Annotated in this window: 19 protein-coding genes and 1 pseudogene; 15 read left to right on the top strand and 5 right to left on the bottom strand. The window is 71.4% G+C overall.

Annotated features, from left to right (window positions below; translation table 11 throughout):
• Positions 1–411: pseudogene (locus tag AB0N06_RS28540) on the top strand (hypothetical protein); the annotation flags it as partial.
• Between the two features lie 16 nt (positions 412–427).
• Here the strand turns inward: AB0N06_RS28540 and AB0N06_RS28535 are convergent.
• Positions 428–673 (bottom strand): hypothetical protein, encoded by a 246-nt coding sequence (locus AB0N06_RS28535; protein WP_266985787.1) that lies wholly within the window; start codon positions 671–673, stop codon positions 428–430.
• Between the two features lie 83 nt (positions 674–756).
• Here AB0N06_RS28535 and holA point away from each other — a divergent pair, with 83 nt between their 5' ends.
• A complete protein-coding gene (gene holA / locus AB0N06_RS28530) occupies positions 757–1,746 on the top strand; it encodes a DNA polymerase III subunit delta (RefSeq protein WP_366137553.1) in 990 nt (329 codons plus the stop codon).
• Positions 1,747–2,222: 476 nt separating this feature from the next.
• On the opposite strand, the gene rpsT is transcribed toward holA, so the two are convergent.
• Positions 2,223–2,489: a 30S ribosomal protein S20 gene (rpsT, locus tag AB0N06_RS28525; RefSeq protein WP_030921110.1), complete on the bottom strand. Its 267-nt coding sequence runs from the start codon at positions 2,487–2,489 to the stop codon at positions 2,223–2,225.
• A 215-nt stretch (positions 2,490–2,704) separates the two neighbouring features.
• Between rpsT and lepA the strand changes: the two genes are divergently transcribed.
• From lepA to hemW, 4 genes are all read left to right on the top strand, one after another.
• On the top strand, positions 2,705–4,579 hold the full coding sequence (lepA, locus tag AB0N06_RS28520) for a translation elongation factor 4 (protein ID WP_366137552.1): 1,875 nt from the start codon (positions 2,705–2,707) through the stop codon (positions 4,577–4,579).
• A 327-nt stretch (positions 4,580–4,906) separates the two neighbouring features.
• Positions 4,907–6,796, top strand: a complete 1,890-nt coding sequence (locus AB0N06_RS28515; protein ID WP_366137551.1) for an AMP-binding protein — start codon at positions 4,907–4,909, stop codon at positions 6,794–6,796.
• Between the two features lie 216 nt (positions 6,797–7,012).
• Positions 7,013–8,938: an ATP-binding SpoIIE family protein phosphatase gene (locus AB0N06_RS28510; protein WP_366137550.1), complete on the top strand. Its 1,926-nt coding sequence runs from the start codon at positions 7,013–7,015 to the stop codon at positions 8,936–8,938.
• Positions 8,939–8,980: 42 nt separating this feature from the next.
• Positions 8,981–10,213, top strand: a complete 1,233-nt coding sequence (gene hemW, locus AB0N06_RS28505) for a radical SAM family heme chaperone HemW (protein ID WP_366137549.1) — start codon at positions 8,981–8,983, stop codon at positions 10,211–10,213.
• A 274-nt stretch (positions 10,214–10,487) separates the two neighbouring features.
• Here the strand turns inward: hemW and AB0N06_RS28500 are convergent, their stop codons facing one another.
• Positions 10,488–11,306 (bottom strand): DUF3097 domain-containing protein, encoded by an 819-nt coding sequence (locus AB0N06_RS28500; protein ID WP_366137548.1) that lies wholly within the window; start codon positions 11,304–11,306, stop codon positions 10,488–10,490.
• Positions 11,307–11,331: 25 nt separating this feature from the next.
• Positions 11,332–12,054, bottom strand: coding sequence for an MBL fold metallo-hydrolase (locus AB0N06_RS28495; protein ID WP_366137547.1), 723 nt, complete (start codon positions 12,052–12,054; stop codon positions 11,332–11,334).
• Between the two features lie 181 nt (positions 12,055–12,235).
• On the opposite strand from AB0N06_RS28495, the gene hrcA reads away from it, so the two are divergent.
• The 9 genes from hrcA to AB0N06_RS28450 all read left to right on the top strand — a co-directional run bounded on the left by hrcA (position 12,236) and on the right by AB0N06_RS28450 (position 22,798).
• Complete coding sequence (hrcA, locus tag AB0N06_RS28490) at positions 12,236–13,252, top strand: heat-inducible transcriptional repressor HrcA (RefSeq protein ID WP_266985805.1); 1,017 nt, start codon at positions 12,236–12,238, stop codon at positions 13,250–13,252.
• Positions 13,253–14,389, top strand: a complete 1,137-nt coding sequence (gene dnaJ, locus AB0N06_RS28485) for a molecular chaperone DnaJ (protein WP_358859083.1) — start codon at positions 13,253–13,255, stop codon at positions 14,387–14,389.
• 143 nt (positions 14,390–14,532) lie between these two features.
• Positions 14,533–15,606: a nitronate monooxygenase gene (locus tag AB0N06_RS28480; protein WP_366137546.1), complete on the top strand. Its 1,074-nt coding sequence runs from the start codon at positions 14,533–14,535 to the stop codon at positions 15,604–15,606.
• Entirely contained in the window at positions 15,603–16,349 is a 747-nt protein-coding gene (locus AB0N06_RS28475) for a 16S rRNA (uracil(1498)-N(3))-methyltransferase (protein WP_366137545.1), read from the top strand. The genes AB0N06_RS28480 and AB0N06_RS28475 overlap by 4 nt, the downstream gene beginning before the upstream one ends.
• Positions 16,350–16,425: 76 nt before the next feature.
• Complete coding sequence (locus AB0N06_RS28470) at positions 16,426–16,983, top strand: hypothetical protein (protein ID WP_366137544.1); 558 nt, start codon at positions 16,426–16,428, stop codon at positions 16,981–16,983.
• A gap of 79 nt (positions 16,984–17,062) precedes the next feature.
• Positions 17,063–20,314 (top strand): S41 family peptidase, encoded by a 3,252-nt coding sequence (locus AB0N06_RS28465; RefSeq protein WP_366137543.1) that lies wholly within the window; start codon positions 17,063–17,065, stop codon positions 20,312–20,314.
• A gap of 168 nt (positions 20,315–20,482) precedes the next feature.
• Positions 20,483–20,842, top strand: a complete 360-nt coding sequence (locus AB0N06_RS28460) for a histidine triad nucleotide-binding protein (protein WP_358859004.1) — start codon at positions 20,483–20,485, stop codon at positions 20,840–20,842.
• A gap of 31 nt (positions 20,843–20,873) precedes the next feature.
• On the top strand, positions 20,874–21,794 hold the full coding sequence (locus tag AB0N06_RS28455; RefSeq protein WP_366137542.1) for a ribonuclease Z: 921 nt from the start codon (positions 20,874–20,876) through the stop codon (positions 21,792–21,794).
• Between the two features lie 11 nt (positions 21,795–21,805).
• Positions 21,806–22,798: an adenosine deaminase gene (locus tag AB0N06_RS28450; RefSeq protein ID WP_366137554.1), complete on the top strand. Its 993-nt coding sequence runs from the start codon at positions 21,806–21,808 to the stop codon at positions 22,796–22,798.
• A gap of 26 nt (positions 22,799–22,824) precedes the next feature.
• Here the strand turns inward: AB0N06_RS28450 and AB0N06_RS28445 are convergent, their stop codons facing one another.
• On the bottom strand, positions 22,825–24,171 hold the full coding sequence (locus AB0N06_RS28445; protein WP_366137541.1) for an MFS transporter: 1,347 nt from the start codon (positions 24,169–24,171) through the stop codon (positions 22,825–22,827).
• Positions 24,172–24,197 lie beyond the last annotated feature (26 nt).

The raw sequence follows: 24,197 nt of genomic DNA, 5'->3' as shown, positions 1-24,197 counted from the left end.
GCAGTCGATCCCGCCTACACCTCCCAGTGGGGTGCCCAGCACTGGCAGAAGCCACTGGCCACTCCACGTCGCACCATGTCCCGTCACGATGCCGCGGGCATCGCGATCGGACGACGCGCCCTCGGGCACCCGGTCCGGGATGGGGTATCCCCTGCTCGAACGGAATTGAGAGCTTGGGGAAGGACGGCACCGCCCCCACACGACCAGAGCGATCGTGCGGGGCATCGGACCGTCCAGGCCAGACCAGGTGACCGGGGGCGTGAGGGAACCCGCCCACCCACAACGGACCGGCCCCCTGGAGAGCCGTCACCGAACGGGACGCGAAAGCGGGAACCCAGCGCATCCAACACCGTTCGGGATGCGCCCAGTGCGCAGCAGTGGGTCCAGGACTCACTTATGCACACTGGCTAGGAACGGTCGGACAGTCCTAGGGCGCCTCCAGCCAGCCCTCGTACTCCGCCGCCAGCTCGTCGAGTGCCGAGGGGTCGAGCCGGCCGTCCGCGTCCTCTACGACCACCAGCCACTGGGCGTCCTCCGCGTCGTCCTCGCCGGCCAGCGCGTCGCGTACGAGTTGAGGTTCCTCGGCGACTCCGAAACGGTCGGCGAGCTCCCCGGCCACCTCCTCCGCGGTATCGCGGTCGGGCAGCACCAGTACATGTCTCACATCGCTCACCTGCCCATTCTCCGGTACGGCGACGGGTGCGCGGAGAGGCGTCGAAGCCGGGCTGTCAGAGGGGCGTGGGATGCTGGACGGCGATGGCCACCAGAAGGAATTCCACCGACGATCCGCTCGCCCCCCTCACGCTCGCCGTGGGCCAGGAGGACCTCCTCCTCGACCGTGCGGTGCAGCAGGTGGTGGCGGCGGCCCGCGCGTCCGACGCCGACACGGACGTCCGCGACCTCACCTCCGACCAGCTCCAGCCGGGCACCCTTGCCGAGCTCACGAGCCCGTCGCTCTTCGCCGAGCGCAAGGTGGTGATCGTGCGCAATGCGCAGGATCTCTCCGCCGACACGATCAAGGACGTCAAGGCGTACCTCGACGCACCGGCCGAGGAGATCACGCTCGTCCTGCTGCACGCGGGCGGCGCCAAGGGCAAAGGGCTGCTGGACGCCGCGCGCAAGGCGGGTGCGCGGGAGGTCGCCTGCCCGAAGACCACGAAGCCTGCCGAGCGGCTCTCGTTCGTCCGGTCGGAGTTCCGGGCGCTGGGGCGTTCCGCGAGCCCCGAGGCGTGCCAGGCGCTCGTCGACTCCATCGGCAGCGAGTTGCGGGAGCTGGCGAGCGCGGTGTCCCAGCTGGTCGCGGATGTCGAGGGCACGATCGACGAGGCGGTCGTCGGGCGCTACTACACCGGTCGTGCGGAGGCGTCCAGCTTCGTGGTCGCCGACCGGGCAGTGGAAGGGCGGGCCGCGGAGGCGCTGGAGGCATTGCGCTGGTCGCTGTCGACCGGGGTGGCGCCGGTGCTGATCACCAGTGCGCTGGCGCAGGGCGTGCGGGCGATCGGCAAGCTGTCCTCGGCGCGCGGGGGCCGGCCTGCGGATCTTGCGCGCGAACTGGGTATGCCGCCGTGGAAGATCGACCGGGTGCGGCAGCAGATGCGGGGGTGGACGCCGGACGGGGTGGCGGCGGCTCTGCGGGCGGTCGCGGATGCGGATGCGGGCGTGAAGGGCGGTGGGGACGACCCCGAGTACGCCCTGGAGAAGGCCGTGGTCGCTGTTGCGTGGGCGGCGCGGGCTGGGCGGCGCTAGGACCTGTCGTCACATTCCCGTCTGCCCCGCGACGCCTGGCAGGCACTCTCGCCGCATCGGGCGACAGCCCAAGTACGTCCACGTCCAGTACGAGGACTTCCGCCCGGCACGCCGAGAGTACGCACCAGACGCCGCAGGGCCGCACTTCGGGCGACGACGGGCGTGTGACGACAGGCCCTAGTGGCCCGTGGCCGGGCCCTGGCCCCGCCGGACACCCCCTGGAGCGGTGAGGCAGGGCGGGTGCCGGGCGGTTGGCGTGTTGCCCTCGACCGACGGGCGGGCTTGACGGGACCGGCATGTCCGGGCACGCCGAAGGCCCCGGCTGTCGCTCTGGGGAGAACGATGGCCGGGGCCTCGGTTTCACGCTTGGTGCGCCGCACCCGCGTGGCGAACGCAGGTTCGGTGTGCGGCGCGGGGGCCGGGCAGGGGCGGGAGAGAGGGCCCGCTGGTCCGTTCCGGCGGTTACATCAGAAAGCTCAGCCCTGGAGGGCGGCCACCTTGGAGGCCAGCGCCGACTTCTTGTTGGCGGCGGCGTTCTTGTGGATGACACCCTTCGAGACAGCCTTGTCGAGCGCGCGCGAGGCGTCGCGAACGGCCGTGGTGGCCTTCTCGACGTCGCCCGCAGCGGCAGCCTCACGGGCCTTGCGGATCGCGGTCTTGAGCGAGGACTTGACGGCCTTGTTGCGCAGGCGCGCCTTCTCGTTCGTCTTGTTCCGCTTGATCTGGGACTTGATGTTCGCCACGAAAGAGCCTTTTCAGGTTCGTTGGATCTTCGATGTGTGCCCCGCCGCCCGAAAGGGCCACGAAGCACAGCTGTCAACGGTACCAGCCGCGCTCCGACCGGCCCAAACCGGTCTCAGCCCCGCGGGCGTGGGACGATGGAAGCTACGTATCGATCCGACCGACCCGACATCGACCCGAGACACGGCGTTCGGCGTCTCAAGAATCAGGACCCTGCGTGCCCGCGACTCCTATCCACGTGCCCGAGCCGAGCCGTACCGACCCGGCGCTGATCCGCAACTTCTGCATCATCGCGCACATCGACCACGGCAAGTCGACCCTTGCCGACCGGATGCTTCAGCTGACGGGTGTGGTCGACCAGCGGCAGATGCGCGCTCAGTACCTCGACCGGATGGACATCGAGCGCGAGCGCGGCATCACCATCAAGTCCCAGGCGGTACGTCTGCCCTGGGCGCCCACCACGGGCGAGGGCCAGGGGAGCACCCATGTCCTCAACATGATCGACACTCCGGGCCACGTGGACTTCACGTACGAGGTCTCCCGCTCGCTCGCCGCCTGCGAGGGCACGGTCCTGCTGGTCGACGCCGCGCAGGGCATCGAGGCCCAGACGCTGGCCAACCTCTACCTGGCGATGGAGAACGACCTCACCATCGTTCCGGTGCTCAACAAGATCGACCTCCCGGCCGCGCAGCCGGAGAAGTTCTCCGAGGAGCTGGCCAACCTCATCGGCTGCCAGCCCGAGGACGTCCTCAAGGTCTCCGCGAAGACCGGCATCGGTGTGGACGCCCTGCTGGACCGGGTGGTCAGGGACGTCCCGGCGCCCGTCGGCAAGGCCGACGCACCGGCCCGCGCGATGATCTTCGACTCGGTCTACGACTCGTACCGCGGCGTCGTCACGTACGTCCGTGTCGTCGACGGCCAGCTCAACAAGCGCGAGCGCATCAAGATGATGTCCACCGGCGCCACCCACGAGCTGCTGGAGATCGGTGTCTCCTCCCCGGAGATGACCCCGGCCGACGGTCTCGGTGTGGGTGAAGTGGGCTACATCATCACCGGTGTGAAGGACGTCCGGCAGTCCAAGGTCGGTGACACGATCACCTCCCTGAACAAGGGCGCGACCGAGGCGCTGGGCGGCTACAAGGACCCCAAGCCGATGGTGTTCTCGGGGCTGTACCCGCTGGACGGCTCGGACTATCCCGACCTGCGCGAGGCCCTCGACAAGCTCCAGCTCAACGACGCCGCCCTGGTGTACGAGCCGGAGACCTCCGCGGCCCTCGGCTTCGGCTTCCGTGTCGGCTTCCTCGGTCTGCTGCACCTCGACGTGATCCGCGAGCGCCTGGAGCGCGAGTTCGGTCTGGACCTCATCGCCACCGCCCCCAACGTGGTCTACCGCGTGGACATGGAGGACGGCAGCGAGCACATCGTCACCAACCCGAGCGAGTTCCCCGAGGGTAAGATCGACAAGGTGCACGAGCCGGTCGTGCGCGCCACCGTCCTCGCCCCCAGCGAGTTCATCGGCGCGATCATGGAGCTCTGCCAGAACCGGCGCGGCACCCTGATCGGCATGGACTACCTCTCCGAGGACCGGGTCGAGATCCGGTACACCCTGCCGCTCGCCGAGATCGTCTTCGACTTCTTCGACCAGCTGAAGTCCAAGACCCGCGGGTACGCCTCGCTCGACTACGAGCCCACCGGCGAGCAGACCGCCCAGCTCGTCAAGGTCGACATCCTGCTGCACGGCGACAAGGTCGACGCGTTCTCCGCGGTCACGCACAAGGACAAGGCGTACGCGTACGGCGTGCGACTCGTCGCCAAGCTGCGCGAGCTCATCCCGCGGCAGAACTTCGAGGTGCCGATCCAGGCCGCCATCGGCTCCCGGGTCATTGCCCGTGAGACCGTCCGCGCCATCCGCAAGGACGTCCTCGCCAAGTGCTACGGCGGTGACATCTCCCGTAAGCGGAAGCTGCTGGAGAAGCAGAAGGAAGGCAAGAAGCGGATGAAGATGGTCGGCAATGTGGAGGTGCCTCAGGAGGCCTTCATCGCCGTGCTGTCGACGGACGAGTCGGGCGGCGAGGGCAAGGGCAAGAAGTAGTTCCCGGCGGATTCCCGCTTCCGGGCAGGCTCCGGCTTCCGTACCCGCTACTGGGTGGTAGCCCAACGGGCCCCTGTACCGCAGCATGCTGCGGCGTGGGGGCCCGTTCGTTATGAAGCGGCGTGCGATTGCCTCTTACGCGGCGGACGCGGGCGCTCTACCCTGATCACGGCTTCGTGGTTACTCGCCAGTTAAACAAGCGGAACCATCCGCGCGGACAAGCACGCAGGACAAGCACACAGACGGACGTACCCAAGCAGGAACAAGCAGCAGCACGCAGCAACCACCAATCGGTCGTGAAGCACTGCCGCAGGCCCGGAGGATGTCGTGAGCGACACACAGACCATGATCGATAACCGACCGCCCTCCGTGGCGGGCCTCTTCATCGAGCGCGTGGCGGCCACTCCGGACGGGGAGGCCTACCGCTTCCCGGTCCCGTCGGCCACCGGCCAGGGCCCCGATGAGTGGAAGTCGGTGAGCTGGGCACAGGCCGCGGAACGTGTGTACGCGATCGCCGCCGGACTCATCGGTCTGGGTGTGGAGCCCGAGCAGCGGATCGCGCTGTCCTCCACCACCCGCATCGAGTGGATCTTCGCCGACCTCGGTGTGATGTGCGCGGGCGCCGCGACGACCACGATCTACCCGTCGACGAACGCCGAGGAGTCGGCGTTCGTCCTCGCCGACTCGGAGAGCCGGGTGCTGATCGCGGAGGACGCCGGCCAGCTGGCCAAGGCCCGTGAGCGCCGCGCCGACCTGCCGGAGCTCGCCCATGTCGTCGTCATCGACCCGCAGGGCGTCGAGCCCGACGCGGCCGACCCCGAGGGCTGGGTGCTCTCGCTGGCCGACCTGGAGGCCCGCGGCGCCGAGCTCCTGACGAAGAACCCGTCCGTGGTCCAGGAGCGGGTCGGCGCGATCTCCGCCGACCAGCTGGCCACCCTGATCTACACCTCGGGCACCACCGGCCGCCCCAAGGGTGTGCGACTGCCGCACGACAACTGGTCGTACATGGCCAAGGCCACCGTGGCGACCGGCCTGATCACCGAGGACGACGTCCAGTACCTCTGGCTGCCGCTCGCGCACGTCTTCGGCAAGGTCCTCACCTCCGGCCAGATCGAGGTCGGTCACGTGACCGCGGTCGACGGCCGGGTCGACAAGATCATCGAGAACCTGCCGGTCGTCCAGCCGACATACATGGCCGCCGTGCCCCGGATCTTCGAGAAGGTCTACAACGGGGTCGCGTCCAAGGCACGGGCCGGTGGCGGCGCCAAGTACAAGATCTTCCAGTGGGCGGCCGGGGTCGCCCGCGAGTACGCCAAGGTGTCCCAGGACAACTTCCGGCGCACCGGCACAGCCTCCGTACCGTTCGCACTCGGCGCCAAGCACAAGGTCGCCGACGCGCTCGTCTTCGCCAAGATCCGCGAGGCCTTCGGCGGCCGGCTCCGCGCCTGTGTCTCCGGCTCCGCCGCGCTCGCCCCCGAGATCGGCTACTTCTTCGCCGGCGCCGGCATTCACATCCTGGAGGGCTACGGGCTCACCGAGTCCAGCGCCGCCTCCTTCGTCAACCCGGGCGAGGCCTACCGCACGGGTACGGTCGGCAAGCCGCTCCCCGGCACCGAGGTACGGATCGCGGACGACGGCGAGATCATGCTGCGGGGCCCCGGCATCATGCAGGGCTACCACCGCCAGCCGGAGAAGACCGCCGAGGTGCTGGAGCCCGACGGCTGGCTGCACAGCGGTGACATCGGCGAGCTCTCGGTGGACGGCTACCTGCGGATCACCGACCGCAAGAAGGACCTGATCAAGACGTCGGGCGGCAAGTACGTCGCCCCGGCGGAGGTCGAGGGACAGTTCAAGGCGGTGTGCCCGTTCGTCTCCAACATCCTGGTGCACGGCGCGGACCGCAACTACTGCACCGCCCTGATCGCCCTCGACGAGCCGACCATCCTCGGCTGGGCCGCCGAGAACGGCCTGGCGGGCAGGCCGTACGCCGATGTGGTCGCGTCCCCGCAGACCGTGGAACTCATCGACGGTTATGTGAAGCGTCTCAACGCGGGGCTGCAGCGCTGGCAGACCATCAAGCAGTTCCGGCTGCTGCCGCGCGACCTCGACGTCGAGCACGGCGAGCTCACGCCGAGCCTCAAGCTCAAGCGGCCGGTCGTCGAGCGCGAGTACAAGAACCTCATCGACGAGATGTACGTGGGGGCCCGCGAGGCCTGACGCGAGGCGTCACGAAGCGCGTGCGGTGCGGACGGGGTGAGCTGCCCCGTCCGCCCGTTGTTTCGCGTCGCCGTTTCTGACAAACGGTCCGGCGTCGTTCTCTGTTCACTTCGGTAACTCGGTGCTTATGGACAGGGCCGGTCTGTCACTCTGTCGGTGTCGTCAGCGGCACACGGCACGAGACAGGCCGTGCGAGAACACGTCAGGAGCTGCGCCATGCGGCCCATTCCTTTGCAGCGGGACACCGTTCAGCGTCCCGGTACGTACGTCGGCCAGGCGGAAGCGCAGCCGGTCGCCCGGACGAGTCTGCCCGGGAATCTCCTCGCGCCGGCCGCCGCCCGCCGGTTCGTCCGGGCCGCGCTGGCCGAGTGGACCGGACTGGGGCTGCCCGCGGCCGTGGGGTTCAGCGACCGGCTGGCGGACGACGCGGTGGTTGTCGTCGGTGAGCTCGTCACCAATGCCGTCGTGCACGCGGGGACCACCGTCGAGCTGCTCTTCCGGCTGGAGGAGGCGGCCGGGGACGAGGCCGCCGCCCTGGTGCTGGAGGTCGCCGATCATCACCCCGCCCGTTCCGTGCGCAGCGAACGCCCCGGCCCGTTATCGGCCGCGGACCGGGACGGACCGGCCGAGTGCGGGCGTGGGCTGCAGGTCGTGGCCACGCTCGCCGAGCGCTGGGGCATCACGTACCGCACCGGCCTGAAGACCGTCTGGGCCCGGCTGCCCGTCGACGACTGGACCGACGCGCCCGATCCGGCAGCCGAGCCCGAACTGCACGCCGCCGAGCTGCTCGCCCCCAGCGCCCGCCGCGCCGTCCGCGACGACGCGGACTGGGCCGGCCGCGGGGCGCTCTCGTTCCTCGCCGAAGCATCGGATCTGCTCGCGGGGCAGCTCGACGAGGACATCGTGGCGGCGCTCGCCGGGCAGCTGCTGGTGCCCCGGCTCGGCGACTGGTGCGCGATCTGGCTGCAGGGTGAAGGCGGCGGGCCCTCGGCCGCGCCACGGCTGGTGCGGGTCTGGCACGCCGACGAGGACGGCACGGAGCAGCTGCGCACGGTCCTGGAGGAGGAGCCGCTCCTGCTGTCCGACGAGGTCGGCACCGGGCCGGTTCCGGTTCCGTGGCCCCTGAGCGAGGGCGAGGACGAGGGGACGGCCCTGGGGTTTCGGATGACGTCGGGGGACCGCACGCTCGGCGCCGTTCTGCTCGGCCGGGAGGGCGCCGCCCGGGTGCCGCACGAAGTGACCGCCCTGGTCGAGGATTTCGTACGCCGTGTCGGCCTCGCCGTCGGCGCCGCTCGCGCGTACACCCGGCAGGCCACCATCAGCCGCGTCCTGCAGCGCGGTCTGCTGCCCAGCAAGGTCGCGGAGATACCCGGCGTCACCAGCTCGCTGGTGTACGAGCCCTCCGACGACGGTGTCGTCGGAGGTGACTTCTACGACATTTTTCCGTGCCCCGGCGACCGCTGGTGCTTCGTTCTCGGCGATGTGCAGGGCAGCGGGCCCGAGGCCGCGGTCGTCACCGGTCTCGCCCGGCCCTGGCTGCGGCTGCTGGCCCGGGAGGGGTTCCGCGTCGGCGAGGTGCTGGACCGGCTCAACCGGCTGCTCCTCGACGACGCGATGGAGACCGCCGAGGCCGCCGCGCTCATGGTCGCGGCCGCGGGCGGGCAGCACCTGGCGGAGGGCGGCCGGCACCTGCGCGAGGACGGTCCGCAGCTGCCGGACGGCGGGCAGCCCCGGTTCCTCTCCCTGCTGTACGGGGAGATGGTGCCGCTGCCCGGTGGCGGAGTGCGCTGCACGCTCGCCAGCGCGGGCCATCCGCTGCCGCTGCTGCTGCGGCCCGACGGCACCGTGCGGGCCGCCGCCGAGCCGCAGGTGCTGCTCGGAGTCGTCGAGGACGTCGCGTACGAGAGCCAGAGCTTCGACCTGGCGCCGGGGGACAGCCTGCTCTGCGTCACGGACGGGGTCACGGAGCGGCGCTCCGGGCCGGCGATGTTCGACGACGGCGACGGTCTCGCCCGGGTACTGGCCGGGTGCGCCGGGCTGACCGCGGAGGGGATCGCGGACCGGATCAAACGCGCCGTTCACGAGTTCGCCGAGCGCCCGCCGGACGACGATCTGGCGCTGGTGGTCCTGCAGGCCCGGTGAGCGCGGGCGGGGCAGGACCGGCGACGAGTGACAATGGACGGTATGCCTTCCGTACTGCCCGATGGTGAGCCCGTGCCCGACGACGGGGCGCTGCCCCGCCATGCCCTGGAAGGCGCCGCGGACCGGCCGCTCGGCTTCTACCTGCATGTGCCGTACTGCGCCACGCGCTGCGGGTACTGCGACTTCAACACGTACACGGCGACCGAGCTGCGGGGGTCGGGCGGTGCGCTGGCCTCCCGGGACAACTACGCCGCCCATCTGATCGGCGAGGTCCGTCAGGCCCGCAAGGTGCTCGGCGACGACTCGCGACCGGCCCGTACGGTGTTCGTCGGCGGCGGTACGCCCACGCTGCTGCCCGCAGGGGATCTCGTCCGGATGCTGGCGGCGATCCGTGACGAGTTCGGGCTCGCCGACGACGCCGAGATCACCACCGAGGCCAATCCGGAGTCGGTCGACCCGGCGTATCTGGCGGAGCTGCGGGAAGGCGGCTTCAACCGGATCTCGTTCGGGATGCAGAGTGCCCGGCAGCACGTGCTGAAGATCCTCGACCGTACGCATACGCCGGGGCGGCCTGAGGCGTGTGTCGCCGAGGCCCGGGAGGCGGGCTTCGAGCACGTCAATCTCGACCTGATCTACGGCACGCCCGGGGAGTCCGACGACGACTGGCGGGCCTCGCTGGACGCGGCGATCGGAGCGGGGCCGGACCATGTGTCCGCGTACGCGCTGATCGTCGAGGAGGGCACGCAGCTGGCGCGGCGGATCCGGCGTGGCGAGGTTCCGATGACGGACGACGACGTCCATGCCGACCGGTATCTGATCGCCGACGAGGCCATGACCGCGGCGGGCTTCTCCTGGTACGAGGTGTCGAACTGGGCCCGGACGGTGGACGGGCGGTGCCTGCACAACGAGCTGTACTGGCGGGGCGCCGACTGGTGGGGGGCCGGGCCGGGGGCGCACAGCCATGTGGGCGGGGTGCGCTGGTGGAACGTGAAGCATCCCGGCGCGTACGCGCAGGCGCTCGCGGAGGGGCGGTCACCGGGCGCGGGACGGGAGATCCTGTCGGCGGAGGACCGGCGGGTCGAGCGGATTCTGCTGGAGCTGCGGCTGGTCGACGGATGTCCGCTGTCACTGCTGGCGCCCGCCGGACTGGCAGCGGCGGGGCGCGCGGTGGAGGACGGGCTGCTGGAGGCGGCGGCGTATGCGGCGGGGCGGGCGGTGCTGACTCTGCGCGGGCGGTTGCTCGCTGATGCGGTGGTCAGGGACCTGGTGGACTGAGGGGCGCGGGAGGTACGGGTGCGTCGGCAGCGGGCCTGTTCCCCTGCCCGCCCCCTCCCCCGGAACCGGAGGCTTCCTCTTCGGGCCCCGGCCCCGGGCCGCCGGTCACGCCCTAGGTGTACTGACCCGTGAGGTTGGGCACGCACGCTCGCTGCGTTGTCGGGCTCGCCCCCCATACGCCCAGTACCGGGGCGAGCCTCCGCCGTGCGATCGCACGCACCAGACGCCGCCTGGCCCGCCCTATGGGCGGACGACGCTCCTTTCGAAACACGCCCTACGCCGGAGCCGTCACGAAGTCGATCAGGTGTTCAACTGAGCCCAGCAGCGCCGGTTCCAGATCCTTGTACGAGCGGACCGTCGACAGGATGCGCTGCCACGCCGCGCCCGTGTTCTCGGGCCAGCCCAGTGACCGGCACACGCCCGTCTTCCAGTCCAGGCCGCGGGGCACCACCGGCCAGGAGCCGATGCCCACCGACGCCGGCTTCACCGCCTCCCAGATGTCGATGTACGGATGGCCCACCACCAGCACGTTCGCGTCGGTGACCTCGGCCGCGATTCTCGACTCCTTGGAGCCGGGGACCAGGTGGTCGACCAGGACGCCCAGTCGCGCATCCGGGCCGGGGGCGAACGAACGGACGATGGACGGAAGGTCGTCGATGCCTTCCAGGTACTCCACCACCACACCCTCGATGCGCAGGTCGTCGCCCCAGACCCGTTCGACCAACTCCGCGTCGTGCCGGCCCTCCACGTAGATCCGGCCCGCCCGCGCCACCCGGGCCCGCGCCCCGGGAACCGCCACGGAACCGGAGGCCGTGCGGGCGGGCCGGGCCGGGCCGGTAGCCGAGGGGCGTACGAGAGTGATGACGCGGCCCTCCAGGAGGAAGCCACGCGGTTCCATCGGGAACACCCGGTGCTTGCCGAAACGGTCCTCCAGAGTCACCGTCGGGCCCTGCGCCGTCTTCTCGCAGCGGATCACCGCACCGCAGAAGCCGGTGGAGACCTCCTCCACGACCAGATCGGGCTCGGCGGGGACCTCGGGCACGGGAGCGGACTTCTTCCAGGGCGGGGTCAGGTCCGGGTGGTAGCTGCGCATCGGACGACGATAGGACGGAAACCGGTCACGACACGCCGAAGGCGGCGGACAGCCGGTCACGCTGGGCCCGTACGAACGCCGCGTCCACGACGGCCCCGTGTCCCGGCACATACACCGCGTCCTCGCCGCCCAGCGCCAGCAGCCGGTCCAGCGCGGCCGGCCAGCGCGACGGGATCGCGTCCGGGCCCGCCTGCGGTTCGCCCGATTCCTCGACCAGGTCGCCGCAGAGGACCACGGCCGGGGAGTCGGGCACGAGGGCGACGAGGTCGTGGCCGCTGTGGGCGGGGCCCACGTTCGCCAGCAGCACCTGGCGGCCGCCGCCCAGGTCGAGTGTCCATTCGCCGCACACCTGGTGGTGCGGCGCCACCAGGACGTCCGCCGCCTGCGCCGCGTCCTCCTCGGGCACCCCGTGGCGTACCGCGTCGGCGTACAGCTCGTCCGCACCGGCGGTGAGGAGAGCGGCCGTACCGATGGCGCCGTACACCTCCGCCCCGGCGAATGCCGCGGTGCCGAGCACATGGTCGAAATGAGGGTGGCTGAGTGCGATATGCGTCACCCTCCGGCCGGTCATGGCCTGCACCTGGGTCCGTATCTCCACACCTTCGCGCAGCGTCGATCCCGTGTCGAAGAGCAGGGCCGCCTCCGCTCCGACCACCAGTGCGACCGTGGCATCCCACCCGGGGAGCCTCCGGCGGCCCACACCGTTGCCCAGTCGCTCCCAGCCGAACTCTTCCCATGTCGCGTCCATGCGGAGACGCTATCGGCAACGACCTGCGCAGTCTCGGGGTGGCATGGCCGGTCGCCCTTGCTAGGGCCCCACCCGACCGCCGTACACTGGCGGGGGTCGCTGGCACTCGTACGCATCGAGTGCCAGGAATCACCGGAGATCGACCAGAACCACCGAGGAAACACAGCTGGAGGTGTGCGCCATGCTCAGCGAACGCAGACTCGAGGTGCTGCGCGCCATCGTCCAGGACTATGTCGGCACCGAGGAGCCCGTCGGCTCCAAGGCGCTCACCGAGCGGCACAAGCTGGGGGTCTCCCCGGCCACCGTCCGCAACGACATGGCTGTGCTGGAGGACGAGGGTTTCATCGCCCAGCCCCACACCAGCGCGGGTCGCATCCCGACGGACAAGGGCTACCGACTCTTCGTCGACAAGCTCGCGGGGGTCAAGCCCCTGTCGTCGCCGGAGCGCAGGGCCATCCAGAACTTCCTCGACGGCGCGGTCGACCTCGACGATGTCGTGGGCCGCACCGTACGGCTGCTCGCGCAGTTGACCCGGCAGGTCGCCGTCGTGCAGTACCCCTCGCTGACCCGTTCCACAGTGCGGCATGTGGAACTGCTGTCGCTGGCGCCCGCCCGGCTGATGCTTGTGCTGATCACGGACACCGGCCGGGTCGAACAGCGCATGATCGACTGTCCCGCGCCGTTCGGTGAGACCTCTCTCGCCGATCTGCGGGCCCGGCTCAACAGCCGGGTCGTGGGGCGCCGGTTCTCGGACGTCCCGCAGCTGGTGCAGGACCTGCCGGAATCCTTCGAGAGCGAGGACCGGGGAACCGTGTCCACTGTGCTCTCCACCCTGCTCGAAACCCTCGTCGAGGAGACGGAGGAGCGGCTGATGATCGGCGGCACCTCCAACCTCACCCGCTTCGGGCACGACTTCCCTCTGATGATCCGGCCGGTGCTGGAGGCGCTGGAGGAGCAGGTCGTGCTGCTGAAGCTGCTCGGCGAGGCCAAGGACTCGGGCATGACCGTACGTATCGGGCACGAGAACGCCCACGAGGGGCTCAACTCCACGTCCGTCGTCGCGGTCGGCTACGGTTCGGGCGACGAGGCTGTCGCCAAACTCGGCGTGGTCGGACCGACCCGCATGGACTACCCCGGAACGATGGGAGCGGTACGCGCAGTGGCACGTTACGTCGGACAGATCCTGGCGGAGTCGTAAGTGGCCACCGACTACTACGCCGTTCTCGGTGTGCGCCGCGACGCCTCTCAGGACGAGATCAAGAAGGCCTTCCGGCGGCTCGCACGCGAGCTGCATCCGGACGTCAACCCCGATCCGAAGACCCAGGAGCGGTTCAAGGAGATCAACGCCGCCTACGAGGTGTTGTCGGACCCGCAGAAGAAGCAGGTCTACGACCTCGGCGGCGACCCGCTGTCCGCCTCCGGCGGCGGTGGCGCGGGCGGATTCGGACAGGGTGGCTTCGGCAACTTCTCCGACATCATGGACGCGTTCTTCGGCACGGCGTCGCAGCGCGGACCGCGGTCGCGCACCCGGCGCGGCCAGGACGCGATGATCCGGCTGGAGATCGATCTCGCCGAGGCGGCATTCGGTACCACGAAGGACATCCAGGTCGACACGGCCGTCGTCTGTACGACCTGCAGCGGCGAGGGCGCCGCACCCGGCACCTCCGCCCAGACCTGTGACATGTGCCGCGGCCGCGGCGAGGTCTCCCAGGTCACCCGGTCGTTCCTCGGCCAGGTCATGACCTCGCGGCCCTGCCCGCAGTGCCAGGGCTTCGGTACGGTCGTTCCGACCCCGTGCCCGGAGTGCGCCGGTGACGGCCGTATCCGTTCGCGGCGCACGCTCACCGTGAAGATCCCCGCCGGTGTCGACAACGGCACCCGCATCCAGCTCGCGGGCGAGGGCGAGGTCGGCCCCGGCGGCGGCCCGGCCGGCGACCTGTACGTCGAGATCCATGAGCTGCCGCACCCGGTGTTCCAGCGCCGCGGCGACGACATGCACTGCACGGTCACCATCCCCATGACGGCGGGCGCGCTCGGCACGAAGGTGCCGCTGGAGACGCTCGACGGCCTGGAGGAGGTCGACATCCGGCCGGGCACCCAGTCCGGCCAGTCGGTCCCGCTGCACGGCCGCGGCATCACGCATCTGCGGGGCGGCGGGCGCGGCGACCTGATCGTGCACGTCGAGGTGACGACCCCGTCGAAGCTGGACCCGGAGCAGGAGCGACTGCTGCGGGAGCTCGCGAAGCTGCGTGGCGAGGAGCGGCCCACCGGTCAGTTCCAGCCAGGGCAACAGGGACTCTTCTCCCGCCTGAAGGATGCGTTCAACGGCCGCTGAGGACCGTCCGCACCCCGCTGTTCCCTTGCGCCGTAGCGCCCGCCCGTCCCCGGACCGGCGGGCGCTACGGCGTTCCGCGTATACCGCTCCGGCCATACAGTGGCTGATTCGGCAGGGTGCACCGGACGTGACACGATGCGGTCATGTCATCCGCGTTGACCGATCTCTGCCGGTATCCGATCGTGCAGGCCCCCATGGCGGGCGGTGTGTCCTGTCCGCAGCTCGTGTCGGCCGTTGCCGAAGCCGGTGGGCTCGGCTTCCTGGCCGCCGGGTACAAGACGGCGGACGGCATGTACAACGAGATCAAACAGCTGCGCGGAATGACCGGTCAGCCGTTCGGCGTCAACCTCTTCATGCCGCAGCCGAACCTCGCCGACCCGAGCGCCGTCGAGGTGTACATGCACCAGCTCGCCGGTGAGGCCGCCTGGTACGAGACCCCGCTCGGCGACCCGGACTCCAGTGGTGACGACGGCTACGAGGCCAAGCTCGCGATTCTCCTGGAGGACCCCGTTCCGGTGGTCTCCTTCACGTTCGGCTGCCCCACCCGCGGCGCCCTCGACGCGCTCGCCGGAGTCGGCACGTACACCGTCGTGACGGTCACCTCGCCCGAGGAGGCCCAGGCCGCCGAGTGGGCGGGCGCCAACGCGATCTGTGTCCAGGGCGTCGAGGCGGGCGGCCATCGGTGCACCCACCGCGACGACCCGCAGGCCGACGACGCCGGCATCGGGCTGCTCTCCCTGGTGGCCCTGGTCCGTGAGACCGTCCAGCTGCCGCTCATCGCGTCCGGCGGCATCATGCGCGGCTCCCAGATCGCGGCGGTCGTCGCGGCGGGCGCGGAGGCGGCGCAGCTCGGCACGGCATTCCTGGTCTGCCCCGAGTCCGGCGCCCATCTGCTGCACAAGCAGGCGCTGACCAACCCGCTGTTCGCACGGACGGCCCTGACCCGGGCGTTCTCCGGACGCCCCGCCCGCGGCCTCGTCAACCGCTTCGTGCGCGAGCACGGCCCGTACACCCCCGCCGCCTACCCGCAGGTGCACCATGTCACCAGCGGGCTGCGCAAGGCCGCGGCCAGGGCCGGGGACGCGCAGGGCATGGCCCTGTGGGCGGGCCAGGGCCACCGCATGGCACGCGAGTTGCCGGCCGGCCGGCTGGTCGGGCTGCTCGCCGAAGAACTGGACGCCGCGCACGCGGCACCGAGCACAAGGAGCACGCAGTGACCGCACCGGTCTTCGTCGTCGAACAGGTCCCCGCCGGGCCCGAGTTCGTCCTGGACGGTCCCGAGGGGCGGCACGCCGTTTCGGTCAAGCGCCTGCGGGCCGGTGAGGACGTCGTGCTGACGGACGGGCACGGCCGGTGGACGGAAGGGGTCGTGCGGGCCGCCGAGGGCAAGGACCGGCTGGTGGTGACGGACCTCTGCACGGTCCACGAGGAGCCCCGTCCCACACCCCGCATCACCGTGGTCCAGGCGCTCCCCAAGGGTGACCGCGGCGAGGTCGCCGTCGAGACGATGACGGAGACGGGCGTCGACGCGATCGTGCCGTGGCAGGCTTCGCGCTGCATCACCCAGTGGAAGGGCGACCGCGGTCTCAAGGCCCTCGCGAAGTGGCGGAACACGGCCCGCGAGGCGGGCAAGCAGTCGCGCCGGGTGCGTTTCCCGGAGGTGACGGACGCACTGACGACCAAACAGGTTGCCGCACTTCTGGCCACAGCCGACTTCGCGGCCGTCCTGCACGAGGACCGGGGGTACGACAGCGAGCCGCTGGCCACCGTCGGACTGCCCGCAGGGGGCGAGATCGTCCTGGTCGTGGGCCCCGAGGGCGGTGTGTCGCCCGAGGAGCTGGCGGCCTTCGCCGAGGCGGGCGCCCGGACCTGCCGGCTCGGCCGGAGCGTCCTGCGCACCTCGACGGCGGGCACCGCGGCGACGGCACTGTTGCTGGGGCGCACCGGCCGCTGGGCGTAACCGCCGTATACAACACGTCCGGTGTGGCTGCAAGCGGTCTACCGCACCGCGGGCGAGTGGTGGGACCCTGCCACGTATGGGGACATTGAGGGCATCGAGTTCATGGGGTCGCGGCCGGGCCCATCGCATTCCGGCCGTACTGTGCCTCGTCGGTGCGGCCGTTGCGGGGGCCGTCGCCTGCGAGCCGATCGACGGGCTGAACTCCGCGTCCGTCGCCCTGACCGCCGACCGGACCGGCACCGGGGCGCTGGAGCGCAAAGGGGTCGATGTGCAGTGGCTGAACTGCACGGCCGAGGTCGAGGGCGGCGGTAAGACGCCGTCCTCGACCTCGCGCTCCGCGTCCGCGCGGCAGGTGGCGCACGTCGACTGCCGCGGCCGGACCGCGGACGGCAAGGACGTCACACTCGTCGGCAAGGTCACGAAGGAGGTCAGCGGGCTCTGTGTCCGGGGGGACTTGACCGGGAAGGTCGGCGGCAGGACCGTCCTGCGGGCCGATGTACTCGGCAACTGTCACGCCGCCCCCTCGACCGGCGTGACACCGCCGACAGGCGGTGGAAACGGCGGTGGTGGCGGCCGCGTCCGGCCGACCGTCACGGTGACCGTCACGGTGACCGGATATCCGCAGGGCAAGTGAGTGGGTCCGACACGACGGCGGGGGCGGACTCCGGCCAACTCCGTTCCCCGGAGCACGACCGCAGCCTAGGGTGATCGATGTGACACAGCCTGCCTATCTCAGGTACCCCCATGTCCAGGGCGACTTGATCGCCTTCACCGCCGAGGACGATGTCTGGCTGGCGCCGCTCGACGGTGGCCGGGCCTGGCGGGTCAGCGCCGACAACCGGCCCGTCGGCCAGCCACACATATCGCCCGACGGCACCCACGTCGCCTGGACATCCACCCGGGACGGCGCCCCCGAGGTGCACCTCGCCCCCGTCGACGGCGGCCCTTCGAAGCGGCTGACCTACTGGGGCGACGCGCGGACCACCGTGCGCGGCTGGACCCCCGAGGGGGACGTCCTGGTCACCAGCACCCAGGGGCAGGTGTCGCTGCGCCGCAGCTGGGCCCGGGCCGTCCCGGTCGACGGCGGGCCCGCGCGGACCCTCCCGTACGGACCGGTCGGCTCCCTCGCGTACGGACCCGGCGGACGGGTCCTGCTGCTCTCCGCCACCATGGGGCGCGAGGCCGCCACCTGGAAGCGCTACCGGGGCGGCACGGCGGGCAAGTTGTGGCTCGCACAAGCACCCGCGGAAGGCCAGGGGCCGGACGGCGTCGCGGACTTCGTACGGATCCACGAGGGCCTCGACGGCAACATCGAATGCCCGATGTGGGTCGGCGACCGTCTCGCCTTCCTCTCCGACCATGAAGGCGTCGGCGCGCTCTACTCCTCGCTCCCCGACGGCTCCGACCTGCGTCGGCACACCGAGGCCGAGGGCTTCTACGCCCGCCACGCGACGACCGACGGCACCCGCGTCAGCTACGCCTCGGCCGGTGAGCTGTGGCTGCTCGACGACCTGGAAGGCGCCGGACCCCGGCGTCTCGACATCCGCCTCGGCGGCCAGCGTGCCGACCTCCAGCCGCACTCCGTGCACGCCGGGAGCTACCTCGACTCGGCGTCCCCGGACCGTACCGGCCGCGGCAGTGCCGTCGGGACGCGCGGCGCCGTCCACTGGGTCACCCACCGCGAGGGCCCGGCCCGCGCGCTGGCCGTCGAACCCGGGGTGCGGGCCAGACTGCCCCGTACCTTCCAGGCCGACGGCGATCAGCACGTCGTCTGGGTCACCGACGCCGAGGGCGACGACGCCCTGGAGTGCGCACCCTCCACCGGAACGGCTCCGGGCACCGCACCGCGCCGACTGGCCGCCGGCCGGCTCGGCAGGGTGCTCGACCTGGCGGCGGCCGCCGACGGCAGCCGGTTCGCCGTCGCCTCGCACGACGGCAGGATCCTGATCGTCGAGCGGGAGAGCGGCGAGGTCCACGAGGTCGACCGCAGCGAACACGGCGACGCCTCCGGACTCGTCTTCTCGCCGGACTCGGCTTGGCTCGCCTGGTCCCACCCCGGGCCCGGGCCGCTGCGCCAGCTCAAGCTCGCGCACCTCGCCGATCTGTCGGTCGCCGAGGCCACGCCGCTCCGCTTCCGGGACTACGCCCCCGCGTTCACCGTCGACGGCAAGCACCTCGCCTTCCTCTCCGAGCGGACCTTCGACCCGGTCTACGACGCGCACGTCTTCGACCTGGCCTTCGTCGGCGCCTGCCGCCCGCACCTGCTGACGCTCGCCGCCACCACGCCCTCCCCGTTCGGGCCGCAGCGCCACGGCCGCCCGACCGAGAAGGAGAAGAGCTCCGGCGACGGCGACCAGGACAACCCCACCGCGCTGCCCGTCACCCGGATCGACCTCGACGGGCTTGCCGACCGGATCGTGCCGCTGCCCGTCGAGGCCGCCCGCTACTCCTCGCTGCGCGCGGCGAAGGACGGACTGCTGTGGCTGCGGCACCCGGTGACGGGCGTGCTCGGCACGGCAGGGGCGACGCCGGACTCCCAGGGGCCGGAGACCGTCCTGGAGCGGTACGACCTGGAGAGGCTGCACAGCGACGAACTCGCCTCCGACGTCAGCCGGTTCGCCGTGAGCGGCGACGGCAAGCGGCTGGTCCTGCACACCCGGGGCAAGCTGCGCGTCGTACCCGCCGACAGCCGTGTCCCGGCGGGCTCCGACGACGACCACGACGGCGGCAGCGACAACAGTGTCACCGTCGACCTCTCCCGGATCCGCCGGACCGTCGAACCGGCCGCCGAATGGCGCCAGATGTACGACGAGGCCGGCCGCATCATGCGCGACAACTTCTGGCGGCCCGACATGGGCGGCGTCGACTGGGACGGCGTCCTCGACCGCTACCGGCCGGTGCTGGCGCGCGTCGCCACCCATGACGACCTCGTCGACCTGCTCTGGGAGGTGCAGGGGGAGCTCGGCACCTCGCACGCGTATGTGACGCCGCCGGGCGGCCGGAACGACGACGCGAGCCGGCAGGGGCTGCTCGGGGCCGACATCTCCCGCACGGACGAAGGCCATTGGCGTATCGACCGGATCCTGCCGTCCGAGACGTCCGACCCGGCGGCCCGTTCGCCGCTCGCCGCGCCCGGCGTCGCGGTCCGCGCCGGGGACGCGATCCTCGCCGTCGACGGTCAGGAGATCGACTCCCTGACCGGGCCCGGGCCGTTGCTCACCGGTTCGGCGGGCAAGCCGGTCGAGCTGACCGTCTCGCCGGTGGACGGCGGCAACCTGCGGCATGTCGTCGTCGTGCCGACCGCGGACGAGGAGGCGCTGCGGTACCACGCGTGGGTGGCGGACCGGCGGGCGTACGTGCACGAGCAGTCCGGCGGACGCCTGGGCTACCTCCACGTCCCCGACATGGTCGGCTCCGGCTGGGCGCAGCTCCACCGGGACCTGCGGGTCGAAGTGGCCCGTGAGGGGCTGGTGGTGGACGTACGGGAGAACCGCGGCGGTCACACGTCGCAGCTGGTCGTGGAGAAGCTGGCCCGCCGCATCGTCGGCTGGGACCTGCCGCGCGGCATGCAGCCGTACAGCTACCCCGGGGACGCGCCGCGCGGTCCGGTGGTGGCCGTGGCGAACGAGTTCTCCGGCTCGGACGGCGACATCGTGAACGCGGCGATCAAGGCGCTCGGGATCGGGCCGGTGGTCGGTACGCGGACGTGGGGCGGCGTGGTCGGCATCGACAGCCGGTACCGGCTCGTCGACGGCACGCTGGTCACGCAGCCCAAGTACGCGTTCTGGCTTGAGGGGTACGGCTGGGGCGTGGAGAACCACGGGGTGGACCCGGATGTGGAGGTCGTGATGGCGCCGCAGGACCATGCGGCGGGACGGGATCCGCAGCTGGACGCCGCGATCCGGATCGCGCTGGACGGACTCGCGCAGAGCCCGGCGAAGTCGGCACCGGGTCTGCCGGGATAGGGGGCCGGGGCCTTTCTTCCGGATCCGGCCTGATCCGGAAGATAGGCCCTCGTTCCCCTGCCCGCCCGTTCCCGGGACCGGGGCTCCGCCCCCGGTTTCGGGAGCCGGGCAACCGCGCCCGATAGCATGCCCGTGTACGGATCAACCACGCGACCGAGGAGCCCGGCCATGGCGGGAGAACCGCAGCCCGACTGCCTGTTCTGCAAGATCGTCTCGGGAGACGTCCCGGCAACCATCGTCCGCGAGACCGAGACGACCGTCGCCTTCCGCGACATCAACCCCCAGGCCCCCACCCACATCCTCGTCATCCCCCGCGTCCACCACCGCGACGCCGCCACCCTTGCCGCTGCCGAGCCGCAGATCGCCGCCGACATACTGCTCGAGGCCGCGAACGTCGCCGCCGACGAGAAGATCACCGACACCGGTTACCGGGTCGTCTTCAACACCGGCACCGGTGCCGGGCAGACCGTCTTCCACGCGCATGCCCACGTCCTGGGCGGCCGCGGAATGCAGTGGCCGCCCGGATAACGCCGAATCCCCCGAATCGCAGGCCGCACCCATGTCCGTACGCGAACTCGTCGTCCTCGGCACCGCCAGCCAGGTCCCCACCCGGCACCGCAACCACAACGGCTATCTGCTGCGCTGGGACGGCGAGGGCATCCTCTTCGACCCCGGCGAGGGCACCCAGCGCCAGATGCTGCGCGCCGGAGTCGCCGCGCACGACATCAACCGGATCTGCGTCACGCACTTCCACGGCGACCATTCCCTCGGCCTTGCCGGGGTGATCCAGCGCATCAATCTCGACCAGGTCCCGCACCCTGTGAGCGCGCACTACCCGGCGAGCGGGCAGCGCTTCTTCGAGCGGCTGCGGTACGCGACCGCCTACCACGAATCCGTCGAGCTGACCGAGGCCCCGGTCACAGCCGACGGGGTCCTCGCCGAGACCGGCGCGTACACCCTGCACGCCCACCGGCTCTCCCACCCCGTCGAGTCGTACGGCTACCGCCTCGTCGAGCCCGACCGGCAGCGCATGCTGCCCGACCGGCTCGCCGAGCACGGGATCACCGGGCCGGACGTCGGGCGGATCCAGCGCGAGGGCTCGCTGGGCGGCGTCGGCCTCGACGAGGTCTCCGAGCGCAGGCGCGGCCAGCGCTTCGCGTTCATCATGGACACGCGGCTCTGCGACGGCGTGTACACGCTTGCCGAAGGGTGCGACCTGCTGGTCATCGAGTCGACCTTCCTCGACGAGGACGAACGGCTCGCCGTCGACCACGGTCATCTCACCGCCGGACAGGCGGCCCGGGTGGCCCGCCAGGCGGGCGTACGGCATCTCGTGCTGACGCACTTCTCGCAGCGGTACGGAGATCCGGGTGTCTTCGCCTCCCAGGCCCGCGCCGCCGGGTTCGAGGGCGAACTGACCATCGCCCAGGACCTGATCAGCGTTCCCGTCCCGAGTCGGCATCAACAGCAGCAAGAATGAGCGAGCAATCCGTGCATCTCCCCAAGGCAGAACTCCACCTCCACATCGAAGGAACCCTCGAACCCGAGCTGGCCTTCGCCCTCGCCGAACGCAATGGCGTGGAGCTGCCCTACGCGAACACCGAAGAGCTGCGCACCGCCTACCTCTTCGACGACCTGCAGTCCTTCCTGGACCTCTATTACGCGCTGATGGCCGTCCTGCGCACCGAGGAGGACTTCGAGCAGCTCGCCGACGCCTACCTCACCCGCGCGGCCGCCCAGGGCGTCCGCCACGCGGAGATCTTCTTCGACCCGCAGGCGCACACCGCCCGAGGCATCCCGATCGGCACCGTCGTCGAAGGACTCGGCCGGGCGCTCGACCGCAGCGAGGAGACCCATGGCATCTCCACCCAGCTGATCATGTGCTTCCTGCGCGACCAGTCCGCCGAATCGGCCCTGGAGACCCTCGACGCCGCGAAGCCGTACCTGCACCGGATCAGCGCCGTCGGCCTGGACTCGGCGGAGGTCGGGCATCCGCCCGCGAAGTTCCGTGAGGTGTACGAGGCGGCCGGGGCGCTCGGGCTGCGGAAGGTCGCACACGCCGGGGAGGAGGGTCCGCCGGAGTACATCCGGGAGGCGCTCGACGTCCTCGGGGTCGAACGCATCGACCACGGTCTGCGCTGCATGGAGGACCCGGGCCTGGTGAAGCGGCTCGCAGCCGACCGGGTGCCGCTCACCCTCTGCCCGCTGTCCAACGTACGGCTGCGCGCCGTCGACACCCTGGAGCAGCACCCGCTGCGGGCGATGCTGGACGCCGGGCTGCTCTGCACGGTGAACTCCGACGACCCCGCGTACTTCGGCGGATACGTCGGAGACACCTTCCATGCCGTCCACGAGGCGCTCGGGCTGGAGCGTGAGCAGCTGCGCACCCTGGCCCGGAACTCCTTCGAGGCGGCCTTCCTCGACCACGACGAGGAGCGCAGGTCGCGCTATCTGTCGGAGGTCGAGGCGTACGCGTTCGACTGAGAGCCTGCCAGGGCGTGGCCGCCCGATCAGAGGCCACCCGGCAGGCTCTGACCGTCCGCGCCCGACGGACCGGCTGTCCGGAACGCGTTCCTGCCGAGGCGCCTGCGGCGCAGCGCAGGCATGCTGATTTCCGTGACGGCCTGTTCGGGCGCGCCCATCCTGGGCACCGCGCCGGGCAGCGTGCCGGTGGTCGCGGCGAGCAGCGCCGCGGGGGCGCCGCCCCGGCGGCGGACGGAGCCGGGCACCAGCGGACGGCCGCCGGTGTGCAGCGCGACGGCCGTGACCGGGGCGGCGACCAGCAGGGTCATGGCGCCCAGGATCAGGCCCATCACCGGGTAGCCGGCCGTCTCGGACAGCACACTGCCGAGGACCGGGCCGCAGGCCACGCCGACGGACGACGCGGAGCCCGCGAGGACCGCCCAGCGGCCCCGTACATCCAGTGACGCGGCCAGACCGATCAGATACGACAGGACCACCGGGTAGACGGTGTTCCACGTGATCTCGCCGGTGGCGAACGAGCCGAGCCCGGCGGCCGACGAGCTGAGCACGATGCTGCCCGCGATGATCACGGTCCCGAGACCGATCGGGACGGCCCGGCCGAGTCTGGCGCCCAGCACTCCGGCGCCCATCACGCCGAGCAGGCCGGCGCCGAGCGCGGCGGCGAACACCGCGCCGATGGTGACCTCGGAGAGCCCGGCCTGGGACACGCCGATCCGGCTGCTGACCCCCCACAGGGCGTTCTGCGCCATCGACCAGACGAGCATGCCGCCCGCCAGCACCAGACCGGAGCGGCGGTGCGGCAGCCGGCCGCCCACCGGTGCCGTCGAACCGGTGGGCGTCGAGCCGCCGAGCCGCGCGGTGGCGGGCCAGACGAGCAGGGCGACCAGGGCGATCGAGGCGAACGGCAGCCGGTGGCCGCCACCCAGGTGAGGGATCGTCAGATAGAGGGCGCCCGCGGTCGCGGAGACGCTCAGCAGGCCCAGGGACGAGGTCCGGTGCGGGTCGCGCTGCGTGGCGATACCGGCCGCGGCCACTGCCGTCGCCGTACCCGAGCCGAGCCCGCCGATCATCGCGCCCATGACCACGAGGGGCACGGAACCGGCCAGCGCGGCGCACCCGTAGCCCACCACGGCCAGCGCCAGTCCGGCCCGCGCCGGTCTCCGCGACCCGTACCGCTCGACCCGGCCCGCCAGTGTGAATCCGGCGGTGGCCGAACTCAGCAGGAGCGCGCTGCCGACCAGACCCGCCTGGGCCGCGCTGAGGCCCAGATAGGTGGAGAGCCGGCCGACGATGGTGGGGAGCAGATAGGCGGCGAGGTAACCGGCGGTGAACACGGCGACCAGGGGCCACGCGGCGCGAGGGCGCGGGGACATGGGCGTTCCTGAAGACATGCCGAAGG

This window comes from Streptomyces sp. NPDC051020 (assembly GCF_040683105.1).
GTDB lineage: Bacteria > Actinomycetota > Actinomycetes > Streptomycetales > Streptomycetaceae > Streptomyces.
The sequence above is the reverse complement of the archived record's forward strand: the minus strand, read 5'-3'. Positions and strand labels throughout refer to the sequence as shown.

Coding starts and splice junctions, on each gene's coding strand:
- AB0N06_RS28445 (WP_366137541.1), bottom strand. CDS start 24,171: ATGTCCCCGCGCCCTCGCGCCGCGTGGCCCCTGGTCGCCGTGTTCACC.
- AB0N06_RS28500 (WP_366137548.1), bottom strand. CDS start 11,306: ATGCGCAGCTACCACCCGGACCTGACCCCGCCCTGGAAGAAGTCCGCT.
- AB0N06_RS28460 (WP_358859004.1), top strand. CDS start 20,483: ATGGCGGGAGAACCGCAGCCCGACTGCCTGTTCTGCAAGATCGTCTCG.
- holA (WP_366137553.1), top strand. CDS start 757: ATGGCCACCAGAAGGAATTCCACCGACGATCCGCTCGCCCCCCTCACG.
- AB0N06_RS28455 (WP_366137542.1), top strand. CDS start 20,874: ATGTCCGTACGCGAACTCGTCGTCCTCGGCACCGCCAGCCAGGTCCCC.
- AB0N06_RS28495 (WP_366137547.1), bottom strand. CDS start 12,054: ATGGACGCGACATGGGAAGAGTTCGGCTGGGAGCGACTGGGCAACGGT.
- AB0N06_RS28480 (WP_366137546.1), top strand. CDS start 14,533: ATGTCATCCGCGTTGACCGATCTCTGCCGGTATCCGATCGTGCAGGCC.
- hrcA (WP_266985805.1), top strand. CDS start 12,236: ATGCTCAGCGAACGCAGACTCGAGGTGCTGCGCGCCATCGTCCAGGAC.
- AB0N06_RS28510 (WP_366137550.1), top strand. CDS start 7,013: ATGCGGCCCATTCCTTTGCAGCGGGACACCGTTCAGCGTCCCGGTACG.
- AB0N06_RS28470 (WP_366137544.1), top strand. CDS start 16,426: ATGGGGACATTGAGGGCATCGAGTTCATGGGGTCGCGGCCGGGCCCAT.
- hemW (WP_366137549.1), top strand. CDS start 8,981: ATGCCTTCCGTACTGCCCGATGGTGAGCCCGTGCCCGACGACGGGGCG.